This window comes from Methylobacterium sp. BTF04 (assembly GCF_010692745.1).
In the GTDB taxonomy this organism is placed as follows: Bacteria; Pseudomonadota; Alphaproteobacteria; order Rhizobiales; family Beijerinckiaceae; genus Methylobacterium.
Genome location: NZ_JAAHTB010000001.1, coordinates 159,818 through 183,109, shown reverse-complemented (window position 1 = coordinate 183,109; position 23,292 = coordinate 159,818). Strand labels below are relative to the sequence as shown.

Sequence of the window (23,292 nt, the reverse complement as noted above, 5' to 3'; positions counted from 1 at the left end):
AGTTATCTGAAAATTATGTTTATAGGACATGGAGAGCTCCGGCGCATCGTTGCATGAGTTTATGTCTCTGGACGGCGCACAACTGGATATACGCACGCGGGAATGCCTCACCCGGTCCGGTTGCGCGTTTCAAAATCGAGCGACGTCGGGCCCACGAGATCGGGAGGATCGGGCCACAGCCCCCTCGCGGCCGCCACGGGCGTCGCCGAACGCATGCCAAACTCAAACCGCCACGTCAAACCGCCACCACAGCCGGCATCTCCTCCGGGCAGCCCATTCGAAATCACCAGAATTGAAGTTGGCGCAGGCCCAGCGCTCTTCCGCGTTTGACCCGGCCCAGCACAGCGTATGACTCAAGCGATGGGCTTCGAGAGCCCGCTCTTCGAGCTATTCGACCACGAGCTTGTAGCCCTGGCCGGCCCGCAGGGTCGCGCCGCGTTCGAGGCCGTTGAGCACCAAGAAGCGATCCAGCGCCCGGTCCGGGGTCAGCATGCGCCGCGCCAGCGCGTCGAGAGTGTCGGCCGGGGTCGCTGTCACCACCTGGATCCGTAACGGCCGCAAGGCCTTGGTCTCGGCTGGGTTCACCGTCGAGAGGCTCTCGGTCCAGCGGCGGAACGGCACGTCGGGGTCGGTGGCGCCCTTGGCGGCCATGATCATTCGGAACGTGGTTTCGCCGACCCGGATCGCGGCCAGGCGGAAAGTCCAGTCCTTGCCCCGTGACAGGGCAGTAACCGCCGGGTTGCCGCCGATCATGCGGTTCTCGATGGAGCCGGCCTCGATGGTGTCGCTCCAGGTCGCCTTGAGGACCTCTTCGAGGCCCTGGCCGTCATGGCTCTCGACCTGGTCGAACAGCAGCCGGCGGCTGCCCTCGTTGGTGGTCCCCAATACCGCGTTGCGGGTGTTCTCGATGGTGAAACCGTCCGGCACCTCGAAGGCGATGCCGAGGCCCGGATGCAGAAAGCGGCGCCCGCGCACGATCCCGTCACCGGGATTGTCGCCGTAGGCGATCCCGTCGATGGCAGCCAGGTACCGGGCCCGTTCATCGACCCCGAGGCCGGGCGCGCCGATCAGCCGCGCGGCGCGGGTCACCAGGGTGATGCGCTCGGTGGTCCCCGGATGAGTCGCCAGCATGTCGGGCTCGCCCGCCATGCCGGTGCCGGTCTTCATCGCGGTGGTGCGGTTGAGGGCATGCAGGAAACGCCCGGCGCCGAAGGGGTCGTAGCCGGCCCGCGCCAGGGTGCGCACGCCGATGCCGTCGGCCTCGAGTTCCTGCTCGCGCGAGAATCGGGCGAGGGCGAATTTCGACTGGCTCTGCAGTTGCGCACCGGTGACCGGGTCGTTGAGCACGTCGGCGACCACCTTGCTCACCAGCTGCGAGCGCAGGGCCAGCTCGGTCCGCGCCGTGGCGTGCCGCAGGGTGACGTGGGCGATCTCGTGGGCGAGCACCGCGGCGATCTCGGAAGTGTCGCTGGCCAGCGCCAGCAAGCCGCGGGTGACGTAAAGCCGGCCGTTCGGAAGGGCGAAGGCGTTGATCACCGGAGAATCGAGCAGGGTGACCGCGTAGGTCTCCTCCGGCCGCTCCGTGGCCGACACCAGCCGATCCGTCACCTCGGTGAGGAGCTTGAGGGTTGCGGGCGCCTTGTACTCGCCGCCGAACGAGGCAACGAGCTTGGCGTGGTCGGCATCCGAGGCCGTGCGCTCGCGCCCCGTGGTGCGGGGCGCTTCCGGCGGCACCCGCAGCACCGCCGGCTGGACCACGCCGCCGGTCTGGTCGGCGATGCAGCCCGAGAGCGAGAGCGCCACGAGAGGCGCCAGCAGCGGCAGCGCGCGCGCCAAGGCCCGGCGCGTTGGGCGCCGGGTGGTCGGGCAGGATTCTGGTGTCGGGCCCCCGTTCATGCCGTTCAGCGCCGCGGCGCCCGCTCCTCGTCCAGAAGTTCGATCATGTCCGCGCTCGCGATGTCGAGGGTAGGTCCGCGCCAGGATTCAACCACACCGCGCACGCGGACCCGCCGGCCCTTGAGCGCGGTCGCACTCAAACCACGTTCCTGCAACTGGCGCCAAGTGCGTTTCGACACGGTTACGGTGAGCCCATCTTCGCCGCGCCGGGCGAAGTTGAGATAGGTCCGGCGTGGGCGCTCGCCGACGTTGAGGACGCGCCCGTGCGCGACGACGAACCGGCCGATCTGCGCGCGCAGGGCCGCCCCGTCGCGGGCCTCCGGCAATGTTGCGCTCCAGACGCCTCGCCCAGCCCCGCGCGCGCCGGCTTCGACGGCGAGCAGCGCCGGGCGGCACAGGGCATCGCGCTCGCCGGCAGCGACGGCGGCGAGGCCGGCCTCGACGAGCCCACCGGCAAGATCGAGGGAGTGATCGGTGGTCGCATCCACATGCGCGCGGCCCCAACGGTCGGTTTCGCCGCGGGCGACGAGGGTGAGGGTGCGTCCGCGATGGCCCTCCAACCACGCGCCGGCGCCGGCCGCGGCGTCCGGCGCCTCGGGCAAGTGCAAGCCGTCGAGCACGGCGCGGGAGCCCGACGCGAGAACGAGTTCGCCCCGCGCGCCCACCCCGGCCAGGACGTCGTCCCGGGCGAGCGACGTCCTGCACTCCGGTGGCGCGGCGGGGGATGCGGCCAGCGTCGGAGAACCGGCCGAGACCAACGCCAGCACGACAGTGCAAACGAATCCGGCGCACGCGAAGACGCGCAGCGGCCCGACGCAGGCGCGCCGTGCTGCCGCTCGCCGATGTTCTGCCACTTGCCGATGCGCGTGGTCCACGAACCGCCTCCCGCCCGCCATCAGGCAGAACGCAGTGTGGCGCGGCGACGGGGCCTCAGACAAGGAAAGCGCCCGGTCGCGACGCGCTTCATGCCGGGCTGCGGCAAGATCGTCACAGCGCGGTTGGCGGCCTCCCACGATGATGCTAGGGAACCCGCGGTGAGTCTCCGTAGCTCAGCTGGACAGAGCACAGGTTTCCTAGATCAATTGGGCGTCGCGAGGGGAAACCGCGCGGCGGATCCGCTCAAATTCGGGGAAAGCTCAAGGGTCGCCTCGTGCGGGCCTGCCAATCCCGAGCCAAGCCCGCATCGCCCCTCCGGGTCGTGCGGGAAGGTGTAGAGACTAGACGGGCGGCACCTAACGGCTCCACGGAGCCCATGGTGGAGGGATAGTCCAGACCACGAACGGACCTCTGACGGGGTACGGCGGCGGAAGCCGAAGTGGGATGAAACCTGGGGTCGCAGGTTCGAGCCCTGCCGGGGACGCCACTGTTTGTTCGACGCCGGACGCATCGCGATGTCGGACAGGTCCGGCAGTCGGATTTTGCCCCGCAACAGGCTTTGCATGCCATGCCGCGCTACTTCTTTCACACGCGGATCGGCGCCGACACCATCACCGATCCCACCGGCACCGAGCTGCGCGATGCCGACCACGCCTGGGATGTCGCCCGTGACACCGCCCAGGCGGCGATGCAGGCCGAGACGGCGTCCCGCCTGCTCGGGGCGGTCCTGGTCGTGACCGATGCGGAGGGCGAGGTGGTGCTGGAATTTCCCTTCGCCGAAGCCGTGACCCTCGCCCCGGATTCCGACGAGACGGTGCATTGAGCGGCCGACACGGCGAGTCACGCCCGCCTCGTTAACCCGGTCTTTACCCATTCTGCCCAAGCCTCTGGCGGGCGCACGCCCGGCGCACAGGCGAAGGGCGCAGGCGGAAGGTATGGGAACGCGATGGCAGGCCAGAAGACCGACGCGCGCGACGTGCATGTGGGACAGCGCATTGCGGAGCTTCGTAAGAAAGCGTCTCTGACCCAGAAGCGCGTCGCCCAGAGCTTCGGCATGTCGGCGGCTCAGCTCCAGAAATACGAAAAGGGCACCAATCGGATCAGCGCGATCCACCTCGAGACCTTCAGCCGCATGACCGGCGTGCCGGTGGAATACTTCTTCGACGGCATGGCGCGAACCGACGACGTCCAGCCGCACGGCTTCACCGATGCCGGGCAGCAGCCCTATGTCGCAGGCACCGCTTGGGACGGACTCGTCGACGTGGTCGCCCGGCACGTGGCCGAGCATTTCCCTGAGAACCACCGACGCGACCTCGCCGCAGCGATCCATGCCTTGGATCGAAAACTCGGTGGATGATTTATCATCCGATCCGTTCTCTTTGACGAATTTATCCGCTTTTCCGTCTTGACCGTATCCGGCACGGCTGCCAACACTCGGGCTTCAGCAGACCGGGTCTAGCGCCACATTCCACTGGCGTGCCCGAAACCGGGGGGCCGCCAGTGCCACGTTCCAACTACCTGTTCACGAGCGAGTCGGTCTCGGAAGGTCATCCGGACAAGGTCTGCGACCGTATCTCCGATACCGTCGTCGACGCGTATCTTGCGGTCATGCCGGAGGCGCGCCTCGGCGTTGAGACCCTCGCCACCACCAACCGCATCGTCATCGCCGGCGAAGTGCGCGGACCGGATTCCGTCACCTTCGAACACCTGACCGAACTGACCCGCGAGGCGGTCAGAGACATCGGCTACGAGCAGTCGGGCTTCCATTGGAAGAACAACGACGTCGCGATCCACCTGCACGCGCAGTCCGTGGACATCGCGCAGGGCGTGGATTCGTCCGGCAATAAGGACGAGGGCGCGGGCGATCAGGGCATCATGTTCGGCTACGCCGCCGACGAGACCCCCGAGCTGATGCCGGCGCCGATCTTCTACGCACACAGGATCCTCAAGGATCTCGCCGAGGCCCGCAAGGCCAAGCAGGGCGACGCAGCCAAGCTCGGCCCCGACGCCAAGAGCCAGGTCACCGTCCGCTACGAGAACGGCCGTCCGGTCGGCGTGACCCAGATCGTGCTCTCCACCCAGCACATCGACGAGACCCTCGATTCGGCCGACGTGCGCGCCATCGTCGAGCCCTACATCCTCGCGGCTCTGCCGGAGAACTGGATCTCCGAGGAGACGGTCTGGCACGTGAACCCCACGGGCAAGTTCGTCATCGGCGGTCCCGACGGCGATGCCGGCCTGACCGGCCGCAAGATCATCGTCGACACCTACGGCGGTGCGGCCCCCCATGGCGGCGGCGCCTTCTCGGGCAAGGATCCGACGAAGGTCGACCGTTCGGCCGCCTATGCGGCGCGCTACCTCGCCAAGAACGTCGTCGCCGCCGGTCTCGCCCGCCGCGCCACGATCCAGCTCGCCTACGCCATCGGCGTCGCCAAGCCCCTGTCGATCTATGTCGACCTGCACGGCACCGGCACCGTGGACGAGGCCAAGCTCGAATCGATCCTGATGGACGCCATCGACCTGTCGCCGCGCGGTATCCGGACGAAGCTCGGCCTCAACAAGCCGATCTATGCGCGCACCTCGGCCTATGGCCATTTCGGTCGGCCCCCCGAGGCCGATGGCGGCTTCTCGTGGGAGCGCATCGATCTCGCCGACAGCCTCAAGTCGGCCCTGGCCTGACCCGATGACGACGGGGCGGGACACGGTCCCGCCTCTTCCAGGCGGGACGCTTCCAGACGGGACTCTCGCAGACGGGACTCTCGCAGACGGGACGATCGTGGAGGGCGCGGACCGCGCCTTCTTCGGCCGGCGCAAGGGCAAGCGCCTGCGCGCGGTCCAGGAGCAACGGCTGGCTGATCTGTTGCCGGCTCTGCGTGTCGCGTTGCCGCCCGAGGGCGCGCGGCTCGATCCGCCGGGCCTGTTCCCTGCGCCGGTGGACGAGGTCTGGCTTGAGATCGGGTTCGGCGGCGGCGAACACCTCGCGGCCCAGGCCTCGGCCAATCCGCGGATCGGCATCATCGGGGCCGAGCCCTTCGTCAATGGCGTCGTCAAGCTCCTGCGCGCGGTGGACGAGGCGGATCTGCGCAACGTCCGGGTCTGGGACGAGGACGCCACGGCACTGCTCGCCGCGCTGCCGGATGCCTCCCTGGCGCGGGTCTATCTGCTCTATCCCGATCCCTGGCCGAAGCGGCGGCAGCGCAAGCGCCGGTTCGTTTCGGAGGCGTCGCTCGGCGAAATCGCCCGCGTGCTGAAGCCCGGCGGGGTGTTCCGTTTCGCCAGCGACATCGACGATTACGCCGGCTGGACCCTGGTTCGCGCCGCGCGCTGTCCCGCGCTCGCCTGGACCGCCGACACCGCCGCGGCCTGGACCGATCCCTGGTCCGACTGGCCGGGCACCCGCTACGAGGCCAAGGCTCTCGTCGCGGGACGTCCCCCGACCTATCTTGAGTTCCGGCGGGTCACCGCCCCTTGAGGCGAACGATCGGATTCTTGCCGAGACTTTCGACGTCAAGAGGACGGCCTGTCGTCACAACGAACTATCCAGTACCGCCCTTGCTCCACTCAAGGTTCGGTCGTCTGATAACGTACGACTGTATCCGGCCCCGGCGGGAGCTCGGAAATCCTCTGGCGCCGGGATCGGCGCCGTTGAGCGAGGTTGCGGAGTGGACGACGGGTTAGATCAGCCATCGATCGCCGGCACGATGGACCCGGCCGGCGGCGACCTCCACCGCATCCTGTTCCACGATGCGGAGATCGGTCTCGTCGTCATCGAGGTCGCCACCGATCTGATTCGCGACGCCAACCCGTTTCTCTGCGCTCTCCTCGGGCATGCAGCCGGGTCGCTTGCGGGCCGCTCGCTGTCCGTGGTCGGGGAAGGGGCGAACTCCGTCCCCGCCGGCATCCGCCGCTGGCAGCGGGCCGATGGCAGCCGCATCGACGTTCGGGTCCGGGTCTCTGACGGGACGCGCGGCAAGGCGCTCCAGACCCTGGTCGTCGACGCCGTCGACGCGGACGAGTTGGTGCGCGCGGAGGAGAACCGCGCCGCGCTCACCGCAGCGGGCCTCGGCGAATGGCGACTCGACTTCGCCAAGGGCCTCGTCACGCTGTCGCGCCGCACCGCCCATATCCTCGGTTATCCGCTCGGCGCCGCCGTCACCTGGGCCTCGTTGAAGAAGCTGCTGGACCCCGCCGAGGCGGTACGGATCCGGGCTCAGGTCCGGGCCACCGTCCTCGATGGCCGGCCCCTCTCTCTGGAATGTCGCCTGCGCCGCGCCGTCGACGGGGTCGAGATCAGCATCGGCGTGCGCGGTCAGGTGATCGCCGCAAGCGCCGGGCGACCGACCGGGGTCGTCGGCGTGATCCAGGACGTCACCACCCGCGTCCAGGCCCGCAACGCTCTGCGCGACGGTGAGCAGCGGCTGCGCATCGCCACCTCGCTCGCCGCGCTCGGCATCTTCGAGTGGCACATGCTCGACGATCACGCGATCTGGGAGAACGAACGGATGTTCGCGATCTTCGGGCGCGAAGCGAGCGACGGCGCCGTCGGCAAGCGCGAGTTCCTCGAGAACGTGGTGCATCCTGACGACCGCGCGGGCTTCCGGTCGGCCATCCTCACCGCCCTCAAGGAGGACACCACCCTCCAGGCCACCGGGCGCATCCGCCGCAAGAGCGACGGCGCCTGGCGCACCATCGATCTGGCCGGCCGGTTCGAGCGCGACGCCACCAACCGGCTGCCGCGCCGGCTCATCGGGGTGGTCGCCGACGTGACCGAGCGCCGGGTCGCCGAGGAGCGCCAGACCCTGCTGATCCGGGAGTTGCACCACCGGGTCAAGAACACGCTCGCCACGGTCCAGGCGATCGTCGGCTCCACCGCGCGCACCGCCTCGAGCATCGAGAGCTTCTACGAGGCTTTCGTCGGGCGGATCATGTCCCTCGCCCACACCCATTCGGTGCTCACCGAGGATACCTGGCAGACCGCCTCCCTGCGCACCCTGCTCGCCAACGAACTGAAGCCCTACGCGGACGGTGCCCTGGAGGAGGACACCGACGCCCGCATCCAGCTCGAGGGTCCCCCCGTGGACATGTCCTCGGAGATCGCGGTGCCCATCGGCATGGCGATCCACGAGCTCACCACCAACGCGGCCAAGTACGGGGCCCTGTCCACCCCGGAGGGCCGGGTGGCGATCACCTGGAGCCTCGAACCAGGCGGCCCGGCCGGCACCCTGCGCTTCGCCTGGGTCGAGAGTCGTGGTCCGGTGGTCCATCCGCCGACGCGCCAGGGATTCGGTTCGCGCCTGCTGCAGCGCGTGCTGACGGCACAGGTTCGGGCGGAGGTGGCGATGACCTACGCGCCCGACGGTTTTCGCCTGACGATGCTGGCGCCGTTGCCCGAACGCAACGACGCCTTGAATCCGCTAGCGTGATCCGAAAGCCCTGGAACGGGGTCGGCTACTGAGCCGGCTTGGCGGGCTCGGCCGGTGCGGCGTCGGGCGCTCCGGCGGGGGCGGCCGGCAGCAGGACGTTCTTGGCGACATTGCCCTCAGGGCCGTACTCGCCGGCCACCGCGAGGCAGGCCTGTTCACGGTTGAGCTGCATCTGGTTCGACATCAACGCGAAAATGGTCTGGACCTTGCCGCCGAAAGGCCCACGCGGGCTGACGTCGGCGGCCTTCACGTTCTGCTTCTCCAGGAGCGCCTCGAACTGCTCGACGCCGATGCGGTAGCCGCAGACATTGGCGGCCGAGAAGATGTAGGCGGCGAATTCGAGGGCGCGCGGAGCGGGCGCGTTGCGGATCTGGGCCTGGGCGGCCACGGGCAGGGCAATGGCGAGACCGAGCGCGAGCATCGGACGTGCGAGAACATGAGGTGAGAGAACATGGCGTAAGAACATGGGCGGCGTTTCCTCGATGGTGCAGACTCTTAGGGCCCGCTTAAAAACCACGACCGAGATAGGCCGATCCCTCTCCGCCACCAAGGGACTCCGCGTGCGGCTTATGCGAGCGTCCAGTCGATCGGTGCGCGACCCTGCTCGACGAGCCAGGCATTGGCCCGGTGGAAGGGTCGTGAGCCGGCAAAATCACGCTGCCGGTTGAGGGGCGAGGGATGGCCGGTCTCGATGACGCAATGGCGGCTGGTGTCGACGAGGGCGGCCCGCGCCCGCGCCTGGGCACCCCAGAGCAGGAACACGGTGGGTTGCGGATTGCGCGAGACCGCCGCCACAGCCTGGTCGGTGAGGGCGGACCAGCCGTAGCGGAGATGCGCGCCGGACGTGCCGGCCTCGACGGTCAGGGCGGCGTTGAGCAGGAGCACGCCCTGGCGCGCCCATGCGGTCAGGTCACCGCTGGCCGGTCTGGGCGGGATGGAACCGGGTTCGGCCAGTTCCGAAAGAATGACTTTCAGGGACGCCGGCAGGCGGCGGGGGCCGACATAGGAGAAGGCGAGGCCGTTGGCATCACCCGGCTTCGGGTAGGGGTCCTGCCCGAGGATCACCGCCTTCACCGCGGGCAGCGGGGTGAGGGTGAGGGCCCGGAAGACGGCGCCGGGGGCGGGCAGGACGGTGGCCCCTTCGGCGATGCGGGCATCGACCCTGGCCGCCACCGCGCGCGCCGTGCCGTCGGTGAAGAACGGCAGGGCGGCCCAGGGCGAACCGGACCCGATGAAGTCGCAAAGCGCGTCGGAAACAGGTGTCATCAGCGGACCAGGATGCGGCCCTCGGACGCGACGGCGACCGGGGCATTGGCGCGGATGTAGGCCATCACCTCGTTGGCGACGAGCTTGCCATCCGTCGCACCGATGAGGGTACGCCCTTGGGCGAGGATGCCGTAGCCGTTGCCGCCCGCATAGAGGAAGTTGTTCGAGGCGACGGTGTAGGATTTGTCCGCCTCGAGCGCCGCGCCGTCGATGGTCAGGGACACGATCCTGGCGCCGACGGGGGCGGCGGGATCCACGGTGACGACGAGGCCCGAAACCTGCGGGAAGCGGCCGGCCGGATGCCCCAGATCGGCGAACGCGCCTTCCAGGAGAGCCCGGATCTGCGCCCCGGCGAGCGCCACCAGCACGGTGGTATTGCCGAAGGGAAGTTCGGTGAGGATGTCGCGTCGCGTCAGCACCGTGCCGGCCGGATAAAGCTGATTGCCGCGGATGCCCCCGCCATTGGTGATCGCGAGATCGGCCTGGGTGGCCGCCCGCAAGGCGTCGGCGACGAGATTGCCGAAACTGGCCTCTCGGACACGCACGGAGGCGATCCGGCTGTCGAGGGGCTCGCGGGTCACGCCCACCGGCACGTCGAGCTCGTGCGACAGGGCGGCTTCCATCCGGTGCACCACCGCGAGGGTTTCGGGGTCCGGGGTGACGGCAGCGGAATCGTGGACGCGAAAGCTCGGGCGCCAATCGACGCGGCGCGCCTTGCCCGAACCGGTCACCGTCGCGGTGACGTCGATGGCGGTGACGTAATGGGCGTCGAAGCTCGATTCCACCATCACAGTCTGTCCGTCGTAGCGCAGGACGAGATCGTGGTCGTGCCCGGACAGGAGGATGTCGACGCAGCGCGCCGCGACGATGGCGTCGTCGGTGGCGCGATCGGTGTGGCAGATTCCGACCACGAGGTCCGCGCCCTCGGCGCGGAGAGCCAGCGCCTCCCGGGTCAATGTCTCGATCTCGGCCGAAAAGCGCAGGTCGCCGGATTGGGACTTTTCCGGCGTGCTCGCGAGGGCGATGCCGACCACGCCGACGCGGATGCCACCGAGCGTCAGCGTGGTCTGGTCGCGCAGGCCCCGCAGCGGCCGACCATCGGCCTCCCTCAGGTTGGCCGCGAACATCGGAAAGTTCGCCTCGCCCATGCGCTGGGCGAAGATCGTCGGACCGAAATCGAATTCGTGGTTGCCCGGGACGAACACGTCCGGGGGCGCGATGTTGAGAAGTTCGATGATGTGCGCGCCGCGATCGAAGCCCGACATCAGCGAGGGCGAGAGCGTGTCGCCCGCATGCGCATAAAGCAGCGGCACGCCGCGCGCCCGCTCCGCCTTCACGATGGCATTCAGCCGGGCAAAGCCACCGCGACCGTCCACCTCCGACATCCGGTAGACGTCGTTGACCAGGAGCAGGGTGAAGGTCGGCTCGGGCGCCACGGTCTCGGTGGCGGCAGCGTTTGTGACGGGCCATCCGGCACTGAGCCCGGCGCCGAGCCCGAGGCCCAGGGTCTGGCGGCGATTGGGGCGCGGCATGCGGCGAGGTCTCTACGGCGGCGGTCTCTCACCGGAGCCATAGAGCGCCCGCGTGAAGGCGATGCAACATCGTTGCATGGGGCATGCGGTTTTTGCGGCGCGCAAACCCGGCCGACGGGACGGCGTCGCGACGATTCGCAGTCTCAGCGCGCCGCGAACGTGTCGCGCACGGCCTTGGCGTTGCGGCGGACCATCGGCCAGAGCCAGGCGCCCGACGCCAGATAAGCACCCGCCGGCATCGGCTTGAGGTCCACCGCGAGGCGCGCGGCGAGACCCGGCGAGGCGAGTGCACCGATCGGCGCATTGGTCTTGGCGTAGACCACCGTGGTGTCCTCGCGCCAGTAATCGGGGTGGGGCACGAGGCCGGCGCGGCGGGCCGTGAGGTCGAAGGTCTCGCGCACGAAGCCGTGGACATGGGCGAAGTGGAAGCGCTCGTGCGGCGGCTTGCCGGTGGCGGCCATGTTGGGCACCGCCGCGTACAGCACCCCATCGGGCTTCAGCCAGCGCGACAGACGCTCCATCACGTCGGCCGGATCGCGCAGGTGCTCCATGACGTGGTGGGTGGTGATGACATCGAAATGGTCGGCGGGAAAACGCCCGTCATCGGCATCGTCGAGCACCTCGACGCCGTGCTGGGTGCGGGCGTAGGTGGCGTAGTCGCGCCCGGGCTCGACGCCGATGGCCTCGCAGCCGAGGCCCCGCGCCGCCGCGAGGAATTCGCCCGAGCCCGAGCCGAAATCGAGCACGCGTGCGCCCGGCTTCAGCTTGGGCGCCAACAGTGTCGCCCGGAAAGCCGCCTCGCGGGCGGAACGGTTGAGGTGGTGGCGCGGCGGGCCGCCCGCGAAGGCGAGCTGGTAATCGGCGCGGTAGGCGGTGGCGTAGTAATCCGCCAGTTCGGCCGGGGTCGGCATCGGGTCGGTGCGGATCAGGCCGCACTGGGCGCAGGCGATGGATTTCAGCGTCTTCAACCGGCGGTCGGTTTCCGCAACCGTCACCGTCTCGGCCGATCCGCAGAGATTGCAGGCGGTCGGGGCACCCGTATAGGGATAGCCGGTGAACGGCATGAAGTGGTTGAAGAAGTACCGGGGAGACGGCATGTCGCGCCCTTATCCATCGGACCATCGCTGGCAGGTTGCCTGCTCTAGATAGATATGCCGATCCAGACAACCTCACCGCCCGACGGGCAAGCGCCCGAACAGACGGACACCCGATGACCGAACGCGTCGCACCGACGTCCCTGCAGGACAGCATGCCGCTCCAGACCAAACCGATCGATCCTCCGCTGCCCGCCGAGCATCCGCCCGTGCGCTGGGGCCGCGTCGGTGTGCTCCTGACCAATCTCGGCACGCCGGAGGGCACGAGCTACTGGCCGATGCGCCGCTACCTCAAGGAGTTTCTCTCCGACCGCCGGGTCATCGAGGTGCCCCGGCTGATCTGGTGGCCGCTGCTCAACCTCATCATCCTGACCAAACGCCCGGGGCCGAAGGGCCGCGACTACGCCAGCGTGTGGAACAACGAGCGCAACGAGGGGCCGCTCAAGACCATCACCCGCGGTCAGGCCGAGGGCCTGCAGGCGGCGATGGGCGATGCGGTGGTGGTCGACTGGGCCATGCGCTACGGCAAGCCGGAGATGGCGGGGCGCATCCAGGCGCTGCTCGACCAGGGCTGCGACAGGATCCTGCTGGTGCCGCTCTATCCGCAATACGCGGCGGCGACCTCGGCCACGGCCTGCGACCAGGCGTTCAAGGCGCTGATGCAGATGCGCTGGCAGCCGACCCTGCGGGTCTCGGCGCCCTATCACGACGACCCGGTCTATATCGATGCGGTGGCGACCTCGATCCGCGCGGGGCTGGCCAAGCTCGACTTCGAGCCCGAGGTGATCCTGACCTCGTTCCACGGGGTGCCGAAGAGCTACCTCCTCAAGGGCGACCCGTACCATTGCCAGTGCGTGAAGACCGGCCGTCTGATCCGCGAGGCCCTTGGCTTCTCGACGGACAAGATGCGCACCACCTTCCAATCGCGCTTCGGCAACGAGGAGTGGCTGCGCCCCTACACCGACGAGACCGTGCAGAATCTGGCCAAAAGCGGCGTCAAGCGCATGGCGATCGTGGCGCCCGGCTTCTCCGCCGATTGCCTCGAGACGCTGGAAGAACTCGACGGTGAGAATCGCCACTATTTCGAGGACAATGGTGGCGAGCATTTCGCCTACATTCCGTGTCTCAACGACGGCGAACTCGGGATCAAGGTGATCGAGACCGTGGTCCGGCGCGAATTGCAGGGCTGGGTGTAGTCGTCGAACCCGCCGGTCCCCGAGAAGCCGGTCCTGAAGAACAAGCCGGTCGCCAAGCGCAGGTCCGGTTGCTACTAGACCCGCGCACGGGGCTTTAAGCGGACCATGACGATACCTGAGGCAGGTGGCGCGATCGCCGGGGCACAATCGCAGGGGGCCGCGCGTCTGCTCGCCCATTTCCAGGGCGCCGGCTACGGCAGCGTCATGCCGCCCGTCCTGCAGCCGGTGGAGCCGTTCCTCGAGCTGTCGGGCGAGGACATCCGCCGGCGCATCTTCGTGACACAGGATGCGGGCGGCACCGAACTGTGCCTGCGGCCGGAATTCACCATTCCGGTCTGCCGTCATCACCTCGCGCGCGGCGCCGGGTCTGCCGCCGATTACAGCTATCTCGGACCGGTCTTCCGCCTCGGCCGTGACGAGCCCGACGAATTCCTGCAGGCCGGCATCGAATCGATCGGCCGCACCGATACCCCGGCCGCGGATGCCGAGGTGCTGGGCCTCGCGCTCGACGGACTCGCCAGCCTCGGCCGCGGCGACGTCGCGGTACGACTCGGCGACATGGGCGTGATCGACGCCCTCCTCGATGCGCTCGCGGTGCCGGCGGCCGCCAAGCGCCGGACCCTGCGGGCCATCGCCGCCGGGCGTTCGCTGGACGAGGTCACCAACGGCGCCACCACCGAGGATCCGCATGCGGGCCTGCTCGCGGCGATCCAAGGGCAGGACCCCAAGGGCGTGCGCGCCTTCGTGGAAGACGTGTTGTCCATCGCCGGAATTTCCCGCGTCGGCGGCCGCAGCGCCGGTGAGATCGCCGAGCGCTTCCTGTCGAAGGCCGCCGCTCAGGCGAGTGGCGGCGCCGGCCTCAACGCGCAGAACCGCGCCATCGTCGAGCGCTACCGCGCCATCGCGGGCGAACCCGACGCCGCCGCCGCCGCCATACGCGACCTGATCCGCGCGGCCGGGCTCGATCACCCGCCGCTCGACGAGGCCCTGGCTCTGTTCGAGGAGCGCACCGGCTTCATGGCCGCCCGCGGACTCGCGGTGGAACGCTTCGGCTTCTCCGGGGGCTTTGCCCGCAACCTCGATTACTACACCGGCTTCATCTTCGAGGTGACGGCGCTGCAAGGCGGTTCGCCCCTGGTGGGCGGCGGCCGCTACGACGGCCTGCTGCAGCATCTCGGCAGCCCCGTTCCGGTGCCGGCGGTGGGCTGCGCCGTCTGGCTGTCGCGGGTCGTGCCGGCCGACCCTGCCAAATCGTCCGAGGAAACGTCCCGTGGCTGAGTCGGAATCCCTCGTCCTCGCGGTCCCCTCCAAGGGCCGTCTGCAGGAGAACGCCGCCGCCTTCTTCGCCCGCGCCGGGCTCAAGCTCGCGCAGAACACCGGCGCCCGCGACTATCGCGGAAAGCTCGTCGGCGTGCCCGGGGTCGAGGTGCGCTATCTCTCGGCCTCCGAGATCGCGGCTCAGCTCGCGAGCGGCGTCGCCCATCTCGGCATCACCGGCGAGGACCTGATCCGCGAGTCGCTGCCCGACGCCCGTGGTCAGGTGGAATTGCTGACGCCGCTCGGGTTCGGTCAGGCCACCGTGGTGGTGGCGGTGCCCCAGGCCTGGATCGACGTCCGGGCCATGAGCGACCTCGACGAGGTCGCCGCCGAGATGCGGGTGCGGCACGGCAAGCGCCTGCGCATCGCCACGAAATACATCAACCTCACCCGCCGGTTCTTCGCCGAGCACGGGGTCGCCGATTACCGGATCGTCGAGAGCCTGGGCGCCACCGAGGGCGCGCCGGCGGCGGGCTCGGCCGAGATCATCGTCGACATCACCACCACGGGGGCGACCCTGGCCGCCAACGCCCTGAAAATCCTCGACGACGGGATCATCCTGCGCTCGGAGGCCAACCTCGTCGCCTCGCTCAACGCGCCCTGGGGGACGAGCCAACGCAATGCCCTGCGGGCCGTGCTGGGTCGCATCCAGGCCGAGGAGCGCGCCCGCACCACCCGCGAGATCCGGGCGGCGATGCCCGATGACGGCGACATCGATCTGGCGGGCATCTCCGCTTTGCACGATGCGGCATTGCCCTACGGCGCCCCGGAGGGCCGTGGCGGGGAGATGGTGCTGCATTGCCCCGTCGATGCGGTGTTCGATCTCGCCGATGCCCTGGTGAAGGCCGGGGCCGGCTCCGTCAGCGTGCGGCGCATCGACTACGCTTTCACGCCCGACAACCCGCTGATGGATCGGCTTTTGGCGCGGTTGCCCTGAGGACCGGCTACAGCGGCCCCTGCTTGGCGAATTCCGAGAAGACAGCCCGCAGGGTCGTCAGGCGGCCCTCATAAGCCTGCTTGAGACAGACGACATCGGCCGCGCAGGTCCGGCGTTCCTTGAGCCAGGCTTCCTGGTCGTCGCGCAGCTTGGCGTTGCCGCCCATGGGCAGCATCCCGCGCAGGATCTCGAAGCGTGTCGCCATCTCCACGTCGAGATCGTTGAGCGCCAGATGGCTGCAAATCGCCTTCTCGTCGGCCGCCTCGGCCTTGTCGCACGGGAAGCTCGCCGCCTCGGCCGTGCCGGCAAGGCCGCTGGCAAACACCACGGCCAGGAATGCGGTGCGGATCGGCGGCATGGGGACTTCCTGAGAGGCGATTCGGCAGGGATCTAAGCCGATATCACGCGCCATGCGCGCATCGGTTCCGCCAGCCGGATCCGTCGCGTGATCCACGGATCACAGGATCGGGTTACGTCCCCGGCTTCACCACCACGAGGATCACGACGACGACCATCAGGAGCGTCGGGCCTTCGTTGAGCACCCGGTAGAACTTGTGTCCGCGGGTATTCCGATCGGCGGCGAAATCCTTGACCATGCGGCCGAGCCAGCCGTGGATCCCCGTCATGGCGAGCACGAGCAGAAACTTCGCCTGGAGCCAGCCGGCGGCGTAGTAGCCGCTCTGCCAGGCCAGGATCAGGCCGAAGATCCAGGTGGCGATCAGCGCCGGGTTCATGATCGCCTTGAGGAGCCGACGCTCCATCACCTTGAAGGTCTCGGACTGCGCCCGGGTCTCGGGGCCGGGCAGGAGGGAGGCGTGGTAGACGAACAGGCGCGGCAGATAGAGCATCCCGGCCATCCACGAGATGACCGCGATGATGTGGAGCGCCTTGACCCAGAGGTAGAGGTCCATCAACCGCGCAGCCGCGCCAGCATCCGTTCGACATGGGCGATGGGCGTCTGCGGCGTGATGCCGTGCCCGAGGTTGAAGATATGCGGCAGGCCCTCGGTGGCCGCCAGCACGCCGTCCACCGCCGCGTCGAGGGCCGCGCCGCCTGCGATCAGCGTATCGGGATGGACGTTGCCCTGGGTCACGGTGGTGGCCGGCACCGTGGCACGCAGGGCTGCGAGATCCACCGACCAGTCGACGCCCACCGCATCGGCCCCGGTCTCCGGCACCACGCGGGCATGGCCGTCGAGACCGGAGCCGCGGGCGAACACGATGATCTTCGCATTCGGGACGCGGGCCCGCACTCCCGCGATCATCCGCGCGATGGGGTCGAGCGACCAGCGGGTGAGGGCATCGCGCCCGGCTTCCTCCGGGGGGACGTTTTCGTCAGCGCCCCAAGCATCGGGCAGCGAGCCGGCATGGGATTCGAAGATCTGCACCGCATCGGCACCGGCTTCGAGCTGCCGCACGAGGTACTCGGTCTGCACCGTGACCAGCCGATCGATCAGCTCCGTGACCAGGGCTGTGTCGTGCCGCGCCAGGGCGCGCGACGGTGCGAGATCGGGGGTGCCGCGTCCGCCGATCATGTAGCTCGCCACTGTCCAGGGCGCGCCGCAGAATCCGAGCAGCGTGGTCTCGTTCGGCAGTTCGGCCCGCAAGCGCCGTACCGTCTCGAAGACCGGCGCCAGATGCGAAAAGATCGCCGGATCACCGGCTTCCCGCAGGCGCGCGAATTCGGGCCGACCGGCGAGGGGATCGAGGCGCGGGCCCTCGCCTTCGACGAAGCGCACGTTCTGGCCGAGGGCGTCCGGGATCACGAGGATGTCGGAGAACAGAATCGACGCCTCGAAACCGAAGCGGCGGATCGGCTGCAGTGTCACCTCGGTGGCGAAGTCGGGATTGTAGCAGAGGTCGAGGAAGGAGCCGGCCTTCGCCCGGACTTCCCGGTACTCGGGCAGGTAGCGTCCGGCCTGGCGCATCATCCAGGCTGGGGGGCGCTTCTGCGCCTGTCCCGCGAGCACCCGCATGACCACCCGGTCCGCTGCATCACCCTGGCTCATCCGATCTCCCGAAGCCGCTTTGTGTTTGTCGGTGTGTAGCACCGATGGGACGGATGTCTCACCCCGAAAACCCGTCTTGCCCTGTTGGTCGTTCACTCGCTCCGCTTCGATCCCCATGCCGGCCTTCTAAAAGGAAAGAGAGAATCTAGGACTCTGTTTTTTCTTTTAGAGGGCTGGATGATGGGAGCGCGAAGCTGTCCACAGGGCGTCCCCGTCGCCACGGCGTTAAGAGGGCTTTAACGGATTGGGTCCAATGTCTGGGATAGGCGATGACCGACAGTGCCTTGCGGCTGCCGGTCATGAGGTATGCGCGCTTCGGTCCCTGATTCTCCCAAAACCGCGTTTCAACGACGCCGGTTCGATCGACTGTTGACGCAAGAGTCGACAACTCGGCGGGGTCTGCCGCTGGACCGCTATGGCGAGCCGGCTTATCCACATTCATCGACTCCCCTGACCGTGCCGCGGTGGACAAGACCCGCGTGGTCCTTGTCTCCTCGCCCGAAGGAGACCGCCCTTCGATGAGCCGCAGCTACTTCCACCTCCATCTCGTCTCGGATTCCACCGGTGAGACGCTGATCAATGTCGGGCGAGCGGCCGCCGCCCAGTACGAGGGCGTCTCGGCGATCGAGCACGTCTATCCGCTGGTGCGCTCGGGGCCGCAGCTGGAGCGGGTGATCTCCGAGATCGAGGCGGCTCCGGGCCTCGTGCTCTATACCCTGGTTGGCCACGATCTCACCGAGCGGCTGGAGGCGGCCTGCCGCGAGACGGGCTCACCCTGCCTGTCGGTGCTGCAGCCGGTTCACGCATTGCTGCAATCCTATCTCGGCGCCGATTCCACCGCCCGGCCCGGCGCGCAGCACATGCTCAACGCCGAGTATTTCAAGCGCATCGACGCGATGAACTTCACGCTGGCGCATGACGACGGCAACCTGCCCCTCGACATCAACGAAGCCGACGTGATCCTGGTCGGCGTCAGCCGCACCTCGAAGACGCCGACAGCGATCTACCTCGCCAATCGCGGCCTGAAATCGGCGAATTTCCCCCTGGTGCCGGGCATGCCGGTGCCGCCGGCCCTCGAAGCCGCGCGAAAGCCCCTGATCGTCGGGTTGCTGGCGAGCCCCGAACGCATCGTCCAGATCCGACAGAACCGGCTGCTGAGCCTCAAGGCCGACGATTCCTCGCTCTATGTCGATCGATCGGCGGTGGCCGACGAGATCGCCGCGTGCCGGCGTCTGTGCACCAAGCACCGGTGGCCGACCATCGACGTCACCCGCCGCTCCATCGAGGAGACGGCGGCCGCCATCCTCGACCTGCATCGCGAGCACCGGCTCAAGTTCATCGCCACCTGACGTAGCGGTCTTTACGCGTGCCGAGTCCGAACCAAAGCCGGTGGAGCGGGTTGACGGTTGATCCCTCGACCGGAGCACTCATGACCCCGCGATTGGCCTGCGCGACTCTGATTCTCGCCACTCTGGCGCTGCCGATGGCCATGCCATCGACCGCCTCCGCCGGAGCGGCGCAATCCTACATGTACGGCGACAATCAGGTGAAACAGGCTTGCCGGCCGCCTCTCAAATTCGCCGCCGGCGCCTGCGTCCGCCGTTGCCCGGCCGGCTACCGCGACACCGGCCGCACCTGCCGCTTCCGCAGCATGAGACGGTAGGGGAGGGGATCTCCGCCCAGCGCGCCTTGTCGTTCCGCTGCGATCCGTGACACTGGAACGATGGATCCCTCCGCTCTCTGGCTCGGCTCCCGGCCGCTGCTCCTCGCCTCCACCAGTCCGACCCGACGCGCACTCCTGGAAAGCGCCGGCCTGCCGGTGGACACCCAGAGTCCCGATGTGGACGAGCGCGCGCTCGAGGCCGAGTGCGGTGGGCTCGCGCCAACCGAGCTCGCCCTGGCCCTCGCGCGGGCCAAGGCCGAGGCGGTGGCGGGCCGGGCACCCGGTCGGATCGTCGTCGGCGCCGATCAGGTGCTCGATTGCGACGGCACGGTGTTTCACAAACCGGCGAATGCGGAAGCGGCGCGCCACCATCTCGCGCAACTCGCCGGACGCACCCACCGCCTTCATTCCGCCGTCGCGCTGATCGGCGCGGACGGCGTGCCCGAGACCTTCGTCGAGACCGCGCATCTCACCCTGCGACCCCTCGATGACGCGGCGATCGCGGCCTATGTCGCTCTGGCGGGCGCCGACGTGCTCGGCAGCGTCGGCGCCTATCGGCTCGAGGGCCTCGGCATCCATCTCTTCACGCAGATTTCGGGCGACCACAGCACCATCCTGGGTCTCCCGCTGATCCCGCTGCTCGCCCGATTGCGGGTCCGGCAGCTGCTCGCGTTCTAGAGCGCGGCCCGAGACGGGAATTCGGGTTCCCGGTAGAGGTTGGCGCGACACCAAAGACCGACGGTTCTGGAACGGGTTCGCCTCCAAAGGAATCGGGCATCACGGAGACCCGCATGGCCGGACACGACCATCACGCTCACGACGACCATGATCATGGACACAGTCACGATCACGGGCACGCTCATGGCCTCGGCGGGGGCCATGTCCACGCCCCGGCCTCGTTCGGCAGGGCCTTCGCCATCGGCATCGTGCTCAACACCGGGTTCGTGATCATCGAGGCCGGCTACGGCTTCGCTTCGCAATCGATGGCGCTGGTGGCCGATGCCGGCCACAACCTCTCGGACGTCCTCGGTCTCCTCGTCGCCTGGACCGCATCGGTGCTGGTGAAGCGCGCCCCGAGCGCGCGCTTCACCTACGGCCTGCGCGGCTCGTCGATCCTCGCGGCCCTGTTCAACGCGGTGTTCCTGCTGGTCGCCACCGGCGCCATCGCCTGGGAAGCGATCACCCGGCTCGCAAACCCCGAGCCGGTGGCCGGCGTCACCGTGATGGTGGTGGCGGGCATCGGGATCGTCATCAACGGCATCACCGCCTGGCTGTTCGCCTCCGGCAAGGGCAGCGACATCAACATTCGCGGCGCCTACCTGCACATGATGGCCGACGCCGCCGTCTCCCTCGGGGTGGTGTTGGCCGGCCTCGCCATCGTGCTCACCGGCGCCGGCTGGATCGACCCCGTGGTCAGCCTCGTCATCGCCGGCCTCATCGTCTGGGCGACCTGGGGCCTGCTGCGCGACAGCGTGACCATGGCCCTGTCGGCGGTGCCGCCGGGGATCGATCCCATGGCGGTGCGGACGTTCCTCGGCGCCCGGCCCGGTGTCGCCACCCTGCACGATCTCCACATCTGGCCGATGAGCACCACCGAGATCGCGCTCACAGCCCATCTCGTCATGCCGGGCGGCCACCCCGGCAACGCCTTCCTGCTCGCCCTCGCGCAGGATCTGCGCAAGACCTTCGGGATCGCGCACGCGACCCTGCAGATCGAGGAGGCCGACGGCCCCGCCTGCACCCTGGCGCAGGAGTGCGTGGTGTGAGCCGGGCCGCTGCGACACAGGCCTTCGTCGTCGGGCACCCGATCGCGCATTCGCGCTCGCCCCTGATCCACGGCCACTGGCTCGCCGAATACGGTATCGACGGCTCCTATACCCGCCGCGACGTGGCCCCGGAGGCGTTTCCGGACTTCCTGCGGAGCCTGCGCCGGAACGGGTTCGCTGGCGGCAACGTCACGATCCCGCACAAGGAGGCGGCGTTCCGGCTCGTCGAGGTCCTGACCCCGCGCGCCCAGAAAATCGGGGCGGTGAACACCGTGTTCTTCGATGCGGAGGGCCGCTTGTGCGGTGACAACACCGACGCGCCGGGCTTCATCGCGCATCTCGACCAGAGCCTCGGCGCCGATTGGCCCGAACGCGGCCGGGGCACCGCCCTCGTCCTCGGTGCCGGCGGGGCGGCCCGCGCCATCGTCGTCGGACTGATCGAGCGCGGGCTCTCCCGCATCTTTGTCGCCAATCGCACCCGCGACCGGGCCGAAGCCCTGGTCGCCCTCGATCCGGCCCGCATCGCGGCCCTCGACTGGTCGGACCTGCCCGTGGCGCTGAGCCAGGCCGGCCTCCTCGTCAACACCACCGCGCTCGGCATGGTCGGCCACCCGCCGCTCGCCATCGATCTCGGCATCCTGCCGCCGGAGGCCGTGGTGGCCGACATCGTCTACGCGCCGCTGGAGACGCCGCTTCTCGCCAGCGCGCGGGCGCGCGGTCTCGTCGGTGTCGACGGTCTCGGGATGCTGCTGCATCAGGCCGCCCCCGGTTTCGCGCGCTGGTTCGGGGTGGAGCCCGCGGTGACCCCGGCCCTGCGGGCACGCATCGTCGCCGATCTCGGTCCGCAATGACCGCGCGCCCACGAGACAAGCCGTTCGTCCTCGGTCTCACCGGCTCGATCGGCATGGGCAAATCCGCCACCGCCGCGCTGTTTCGCGACTGCGGCGTCCCCGTTCATGATGCAGATGCCGCCGTCCACGCGCTCTATGGGCCCGGAGGTGCTGCCGCCACGGCGATCGGCGACGAGTTTCCCGGCAGTCTCGGCCCCGACGGGGCGGTGGACCGGCCGCGTCTGCGCGATCTGGTGCTGGGACATCCCGAACGCCTCGCCGCCCTGGAGGCCATCGTCCATCCCCTGGCGCAGGCGGCGGCCCGCGATTTCCTCGCGACCCATGCACAGGCCCCCCTCGTCGTCCTCGACATTCCGCTCCTGTTCGAGACCGGTGGCGAGCGGGCCTGCGATGCCGTCCTCGTCGTCACGGCGCCGGCGGAGGTTCAGCGCGCCCGGGTGCTCGCCCGGCCCGGCCTGGATGCGGCGGCCTTCGCGGCGATCCTGGCCAAGCAGATGCCCGATGCCGACAAGCGCGCCCGCGCCACCTTCGTCCTCGACACCAGCCTCGGCTTCGCCCACGCACAGGCCGAGGTCGCCGCGCTCGTCGCCCGTCTGCGGCCTTGAACCCGACACATCCCCGGCGATGCTGGGGACCCGCCGACACCCCCACGGGAGACCGCCGATGCTGCTGCGCGAGATCGTTCTCGACACCGAGACCACCGGCACCGACGCCAAGAACGGCGACCGTCTGATCGAGATCGGCTGCGTCGAGCTGATCAACCACGTCCAGACCGGCAAGTCCTTCCACAAGCTCGTCAATCCGACCCGGCCCGTCTCCCAGGGCGCCTTCGGGGTGCACGGGATCTCCGATGCCATGCTGGCCGACAAGCCGCTGTTCTCCGACATCGTCGCGGAGTTTCTCGCGTTCTGTGGCGATTCCCCGCTGGTGATCCACAACGCACCCTTCGATGTCGGCTTCCTCAATATGGAATTCGCCCGTCTCGGTGCGGCGGCCCCGCCTCCCATCGACCTCGCCGACGTGGTCGACACGCTGCACATGGCCCGGCGCAAGCATACCGGTGCGGCCAACAGCCTCGACGCGCTCTGCGCGCGTTACGGCGTCGACACCAGCCGGCGGACCAAGCACGGAGCGCTCCTCGACGCGCAGATCCTGGCGGAAGTCTATGTCGAGCTGCTCGGCGGCAAGCAGACCAGCCTCGGCCTCGCCGCCGCCGAGATCGGCGTGCCTGCGTCGCTGGCGGACCTCGCGGCCGAGCGTGTCCCGGCCGGTCCGCGCACCCTGCGCCATCGCCTGACGCCGGACGAATCCGCCCGGCATGCCGCCTTCCTGGCGACGCTGGGACCCAACGCGGTCTGGCGGGATTATCTCGGAGAGGACGGCTCCGCCGGTTGACGCCTTCCCCGCAAAACGCCCGCTTCTCACGTTATTGCGATGCACGCGTTTCGATATTGCAACGCAGCATGA

The 23,292-nt window shown here is 68.9% G+C and carries 24 protein-coding genes; 15 read left to right on the top strand and 9 right to left on the bottom strand.

The genetic code is table 11. The annotated features are described in order from the left end of the window. Positions 1 to 387: 387 nt before the first annotated feature. On the bottom strand, positions 388 to 1,896 hold the full coding sequence (locus G3T14_RS00875; protein WP_163639124.1) for a M48 family metalloprotease: 1,509 nt from the start codon (positions 1,894 to 1,896) through the stop codon (positions 388 to 390). A gap of 5 nt (positions 1,897 to 1,901) precedes the next feature. After that, positions 1,902 to 2,663, bottom strand: a complete 762-nt coding sequence (locus G3T14_RS00870) for a DNA-binding protein (protein WP_348645180.1) — start codon at positions 2,661 to 2,663, stop codon at positions 1,902 to 1,904. A 677-nt stretch (positions 2,664 to 3,340) separates the two neighbouring features. Here G3T14_RS00870 and G3T14_RS00865 point away from each other — a divergent pair. From G3T14_RS00865 to G3T14_RS00845, 5 genes are all read left to right on the top strand, one after another. After that, positions 3,341 to 3,595, top strand: a complete 255-nt coding sequence (locus G3T14_RS00865) for a hypothetical protein (RefSeq protein ID WP_163639123.1) — start codon at positions 3,341 to 3,343, stop codon at positions 3,593 to 3,595. Positions 3,596 to 3,718: 123 nt separating this feature from the next. Then, positions 3,719 to 4,129, top strand: a complete 411-nt coding sequence (locus G3T14_RS00860; protein WP_163639122.1) for a helix-turn-helix transcriptional regulator — start codon at positions 3,719 to 3,721, stop codon at positions 4,127 to 4,129. A gap of 143 nt (positions 4,130 to 4,272) precedes the next feature. Then, positions 4,273 to 5,451, top strand: coding sequence for a methionine adenosyltransferase (gene metK / locus G3T14_RS00855; RefSeq protein ID WP_163639121.1), 1,179 nt, complete (start codon positions 4,273 to 4,275; stop codon positions 5,449 to 5,451). Between the two features lie 94 nt (positions 5,452 to 5,545). After that, positions 5,546 to 6,244 (top strand): tRNA (guanosine(46)-N7)-methyltransferase TrmB, encoded by a 699-nt coding sequence (gene trmB, locus G3T14_RS00850; RefSeq protein ID WP_348645190.1) that lies wholly within the window; start codon positions 5,546 to 5,548, stop codon positions 6,242 to 6,244. A 229-nt stretch (positions 6,245 to 6,473) separates the two neighbouring features. Continuing rightward, entirely contained in the window at positions 6,474 to 8,195 is a 1,722-nt protein-coding gene (locus G3T14_RS00845) for an HWE histidine kinase domain-containing protein (RefSeq protein ID WP_163639302.1), read from the top strand. Positions 8,196 to 8,220: 25 nt separating this feature from the next. On the opposite strand, the gene G3T14_RS00840 is transcribed toward G3T14_RS00845, so the two are convergent. The 4 genes from G3T14_RS00840 to G3T14_RS00825 all read right to left on the bottom strand — a co-directional run bounded on the left by G3T14_RS00840 (position 8,221) and on the right by G3T14_RS00825 (position 12,090). After that, the gene (locus G3T14_RS00840; protein WP_163639300.1) at positions 8,221 to 8,616 is read right to left on the bottom strand and encodes a hypothetical protein; all 396 of its coding nucleotides are present in this window, start codon (positions 8,614 to 8,616) and stop codon (positions 8,221 to 8,223) included. A gap of 146 nt (positions 8,617 to 8,762) precedes the next feature. Further along, positions 8,763 to 9,461, bottom strand: coding sequence for a uracil-DNA glycosylase (locus G3T14_RS00835; RefSeq protein ID WP_163639119.1), 699 nt, complete (start codon positions 9,459 to 9,461; stop codon positions 8,763 to 8,765). Next, a complete protein-coding gene (locus G3T14_RS00830) occupies positions 9,461 to 10,993 on the bottom strand; it encodes a bifunctional UDP-sugar hydrolase/5'-nucleotidase (protein WP_163639118.1) in 1,533 nt (510 codons plus the stop codon). Before G3T14_RS00830 ends, G3T14_RS00835 begins: the two co-directional genes overlap by 1 nt. A gap of 143 nt (positions 10,994 to 11,136) precedes the next feature. Then, complete coding sequence (locus tag G3T14_RS00825; protein ID WP_163639117.1) at positions 11,137 to 12,090, bottom strand: class I SAM-dependent methyltransferase; 954 nt, start codon at positions 12,088 to 12,090, stop codon at positions 11,137 to 11,139. A gap of 113 nt (positions 12,091 to 12,203) precedes the next feature. Here G3T14_RS00825 and hemH point away from each other — a divergent pair, with 113 nt between their 5' ends. The 3 genes from hemH (at position 12,204) to hisG (ending at position 15,537) form a co-directional block, all read left to right on the top strand. After that, positions 12,204 to 13,283, top strand: a complete 1,080-nt coding sequence (hemH, locus tag G3T14_RS00820; protein WP_163639116.1) for a ferrochelatase — start codon at positions 12,204 to 12,206, stop codon at positions 13,281 to 13,283. Positions 13,284 to 13,388: 105 nt separating this feature from the next. Next, positions 13,389 to 14,561: an ATP phosphoribosyltransferase regulatory subunit gene (locus G3T14_RS00815; protein WP_163639115.1), complete on the top strand. Its 1,173-nt coding sequence runs from the start codon at positions 13,389 to 13,391 to the stop codon at positions 14,559 to 14,561. Continuing rightward, entirely contained in the window at positions 14,554 to 15,537 is a 984-nt protein-coding gene (gene hisG / locus G3T14_RS00810) for an ATP phosphoribosyltransferase (protein WP_163639114.1), read from the top strand. Before G3T14_RS00815 ends, hisG begins: the two co-directional genes overlap by 8 nt. 7 nt (positions 15,538 to 15,544) lie before the next feature. On the opposite strand, the gene G3T14_RS00805 is transcribed toward hisG, so the two are convergent. The 3 genes from G3T14_RS00805 to hemE all read right to left on the bottom strand — a co-directional run bounded on the left by G3T14_RS00805 (position 15,545) and on the right by hemE (position 17,545). Next, a complete protein-coding gene (locus G3T14_RS00805) occupies positions 15,545 to 15,895 on the bottom strand; it encodes a lysozyme inhibitor LprI family protein (RefSeq protein WP_163639113.1) in 351 nt (116 codons plus the stop codon). A 112-nt stretch (positions 15,896 to 16,007) separates the two neighbouring features. Continuing rightward, positions 16,008 to 16,448 (bottom strand): protoporphyrinogen oxidase HemJ, encoded by a 441-nt coding sequence (gene hemJ / locus G3T14_RS00800; protein ID WP_163639112.1) that lies wholly within the window; start codon positions 16,446 to 16,448, stop codon positions 16,008 to 16,010. Then, positions 16,448 to 17,545 carry a uroporphyrinogen decarboxylase gene (hemE, locus tag G3T14_RS00795; RefSeq protein ID WP_163639111.1) on the bottom strand — a complete coding sequence of 366 codons (1,098 nt, stop codon included), beginning with the start codon at positions 17,543 to 17,545 and terminating at the stop codon, positions 16,448 to 16,450. The genes hemJ and hemE overlap by 1 nt, the downstream gene beginning before the upstream one ends. 518 nt (positions 17,546 to 18,063) lie before the next feature. Between hemE and G3T14_RS00790 the strand changes: the two genes are divergently transcribed. The 7 genes from G3T14_RS00790 (at position 18,064) to dnaQ (ending at position 23,220) form a co-directional block, all read left to right on the top strand. Continuing rightward, a complete protein-coding gene (locus tag G3T14_RS00790; protein ID WP_163639110.1) occupies positions 18,064 to 18,894 on the top strand; it encodes a pyruvate, water dikinase regulatory protein in 831 nt (276 codons plus the stop codon). Between the two features lie 134 nt (positions 18,895 to 19,028). Continuing rightward, positions 19,029 to 19,208: a hypothetical protein gene (locus tag G3T14_RS00785; RefSeq protein WP_246732841.1), complete on the top strand. Its 180-nt coding sequence runs from the start codon at positions 19,029 to 19,031 to the stop codon at positions 19,206 to 19,208. A 60-nt stretch (positions 19,209 to 19,268) separates the two neighbouring features. After that, on the top strand, positions 19,269 to 19,886 hold the full coding sequence (locus tag G3T14_RS00780) for a Maf family nucleotide pyrophosphatase (protein WP_163639108.1): 618 nt from the start codon (positions 19,269 to 19,271) through the stop codon (positions 19,884 to 19,886). A gap of 113 nt (positions 19,887 to 19,999) precedes the next feature. Next, positions 20,000 to 20,974 carry a cation diffusion facilitator family transporter gene (locus G3T14_RS00775; RefSeq protein ID WP_163639107.1) on the top strand — a complete coding sequence of 325 codons (975 nt, stop codon included), beginning with the start codon at positions 20,000 to 20,002 and terminating at the stop codon, positions 20,972 to 20,974. After that, positions 20,971 to 21,825, top strand: coding sequence for a shikimate dehydrogenase (locus G3T14_RS00770; protein ID WP_163639106.1), 855 nt, complete (start codon positions 20,971 to 20,973; stop codon positions 21,823 to 21,825). The genes G3T14_RS00775 and G3T14_RS00770 overlap by 4 nt, the downstream gene beginning before the upstream one ends. After that, complete coding sequence (gene coaE / locus G3T14_RS00765) at positions 21,822 to 22,430, top strand: dephospho-CoA kinase (RefSeq protein ID WP_163639105.1); 609 nt, start codon at positions 21,822 to 21,824, stop codon at positions 22,428 to 22,430. Before G3T14_RS00770 ends, coaE begins: the two co-directional genes overlap by 4 nt. A gap of 61 nt (positions 22,431 to 22,491) precedes the next feature. Continuing rightward, positions 22,492 to 23,220 carry a DNA polymerase III subunit epsilon gene (gene dnaQ, locus G3T14_RS00760; RefSeq protein ID WP_163639298.1) on the top strand — a complete coding sequence of 243 codons (729 nt, stop codon included), beginning with the start codon at positions 22,492 to 22,494 and terminating at the stop codon, positions 23,218 to 23,220. The last annotated feature ends 72 nt before the right edge of the window (positions 23,221 to 23,292 follow it).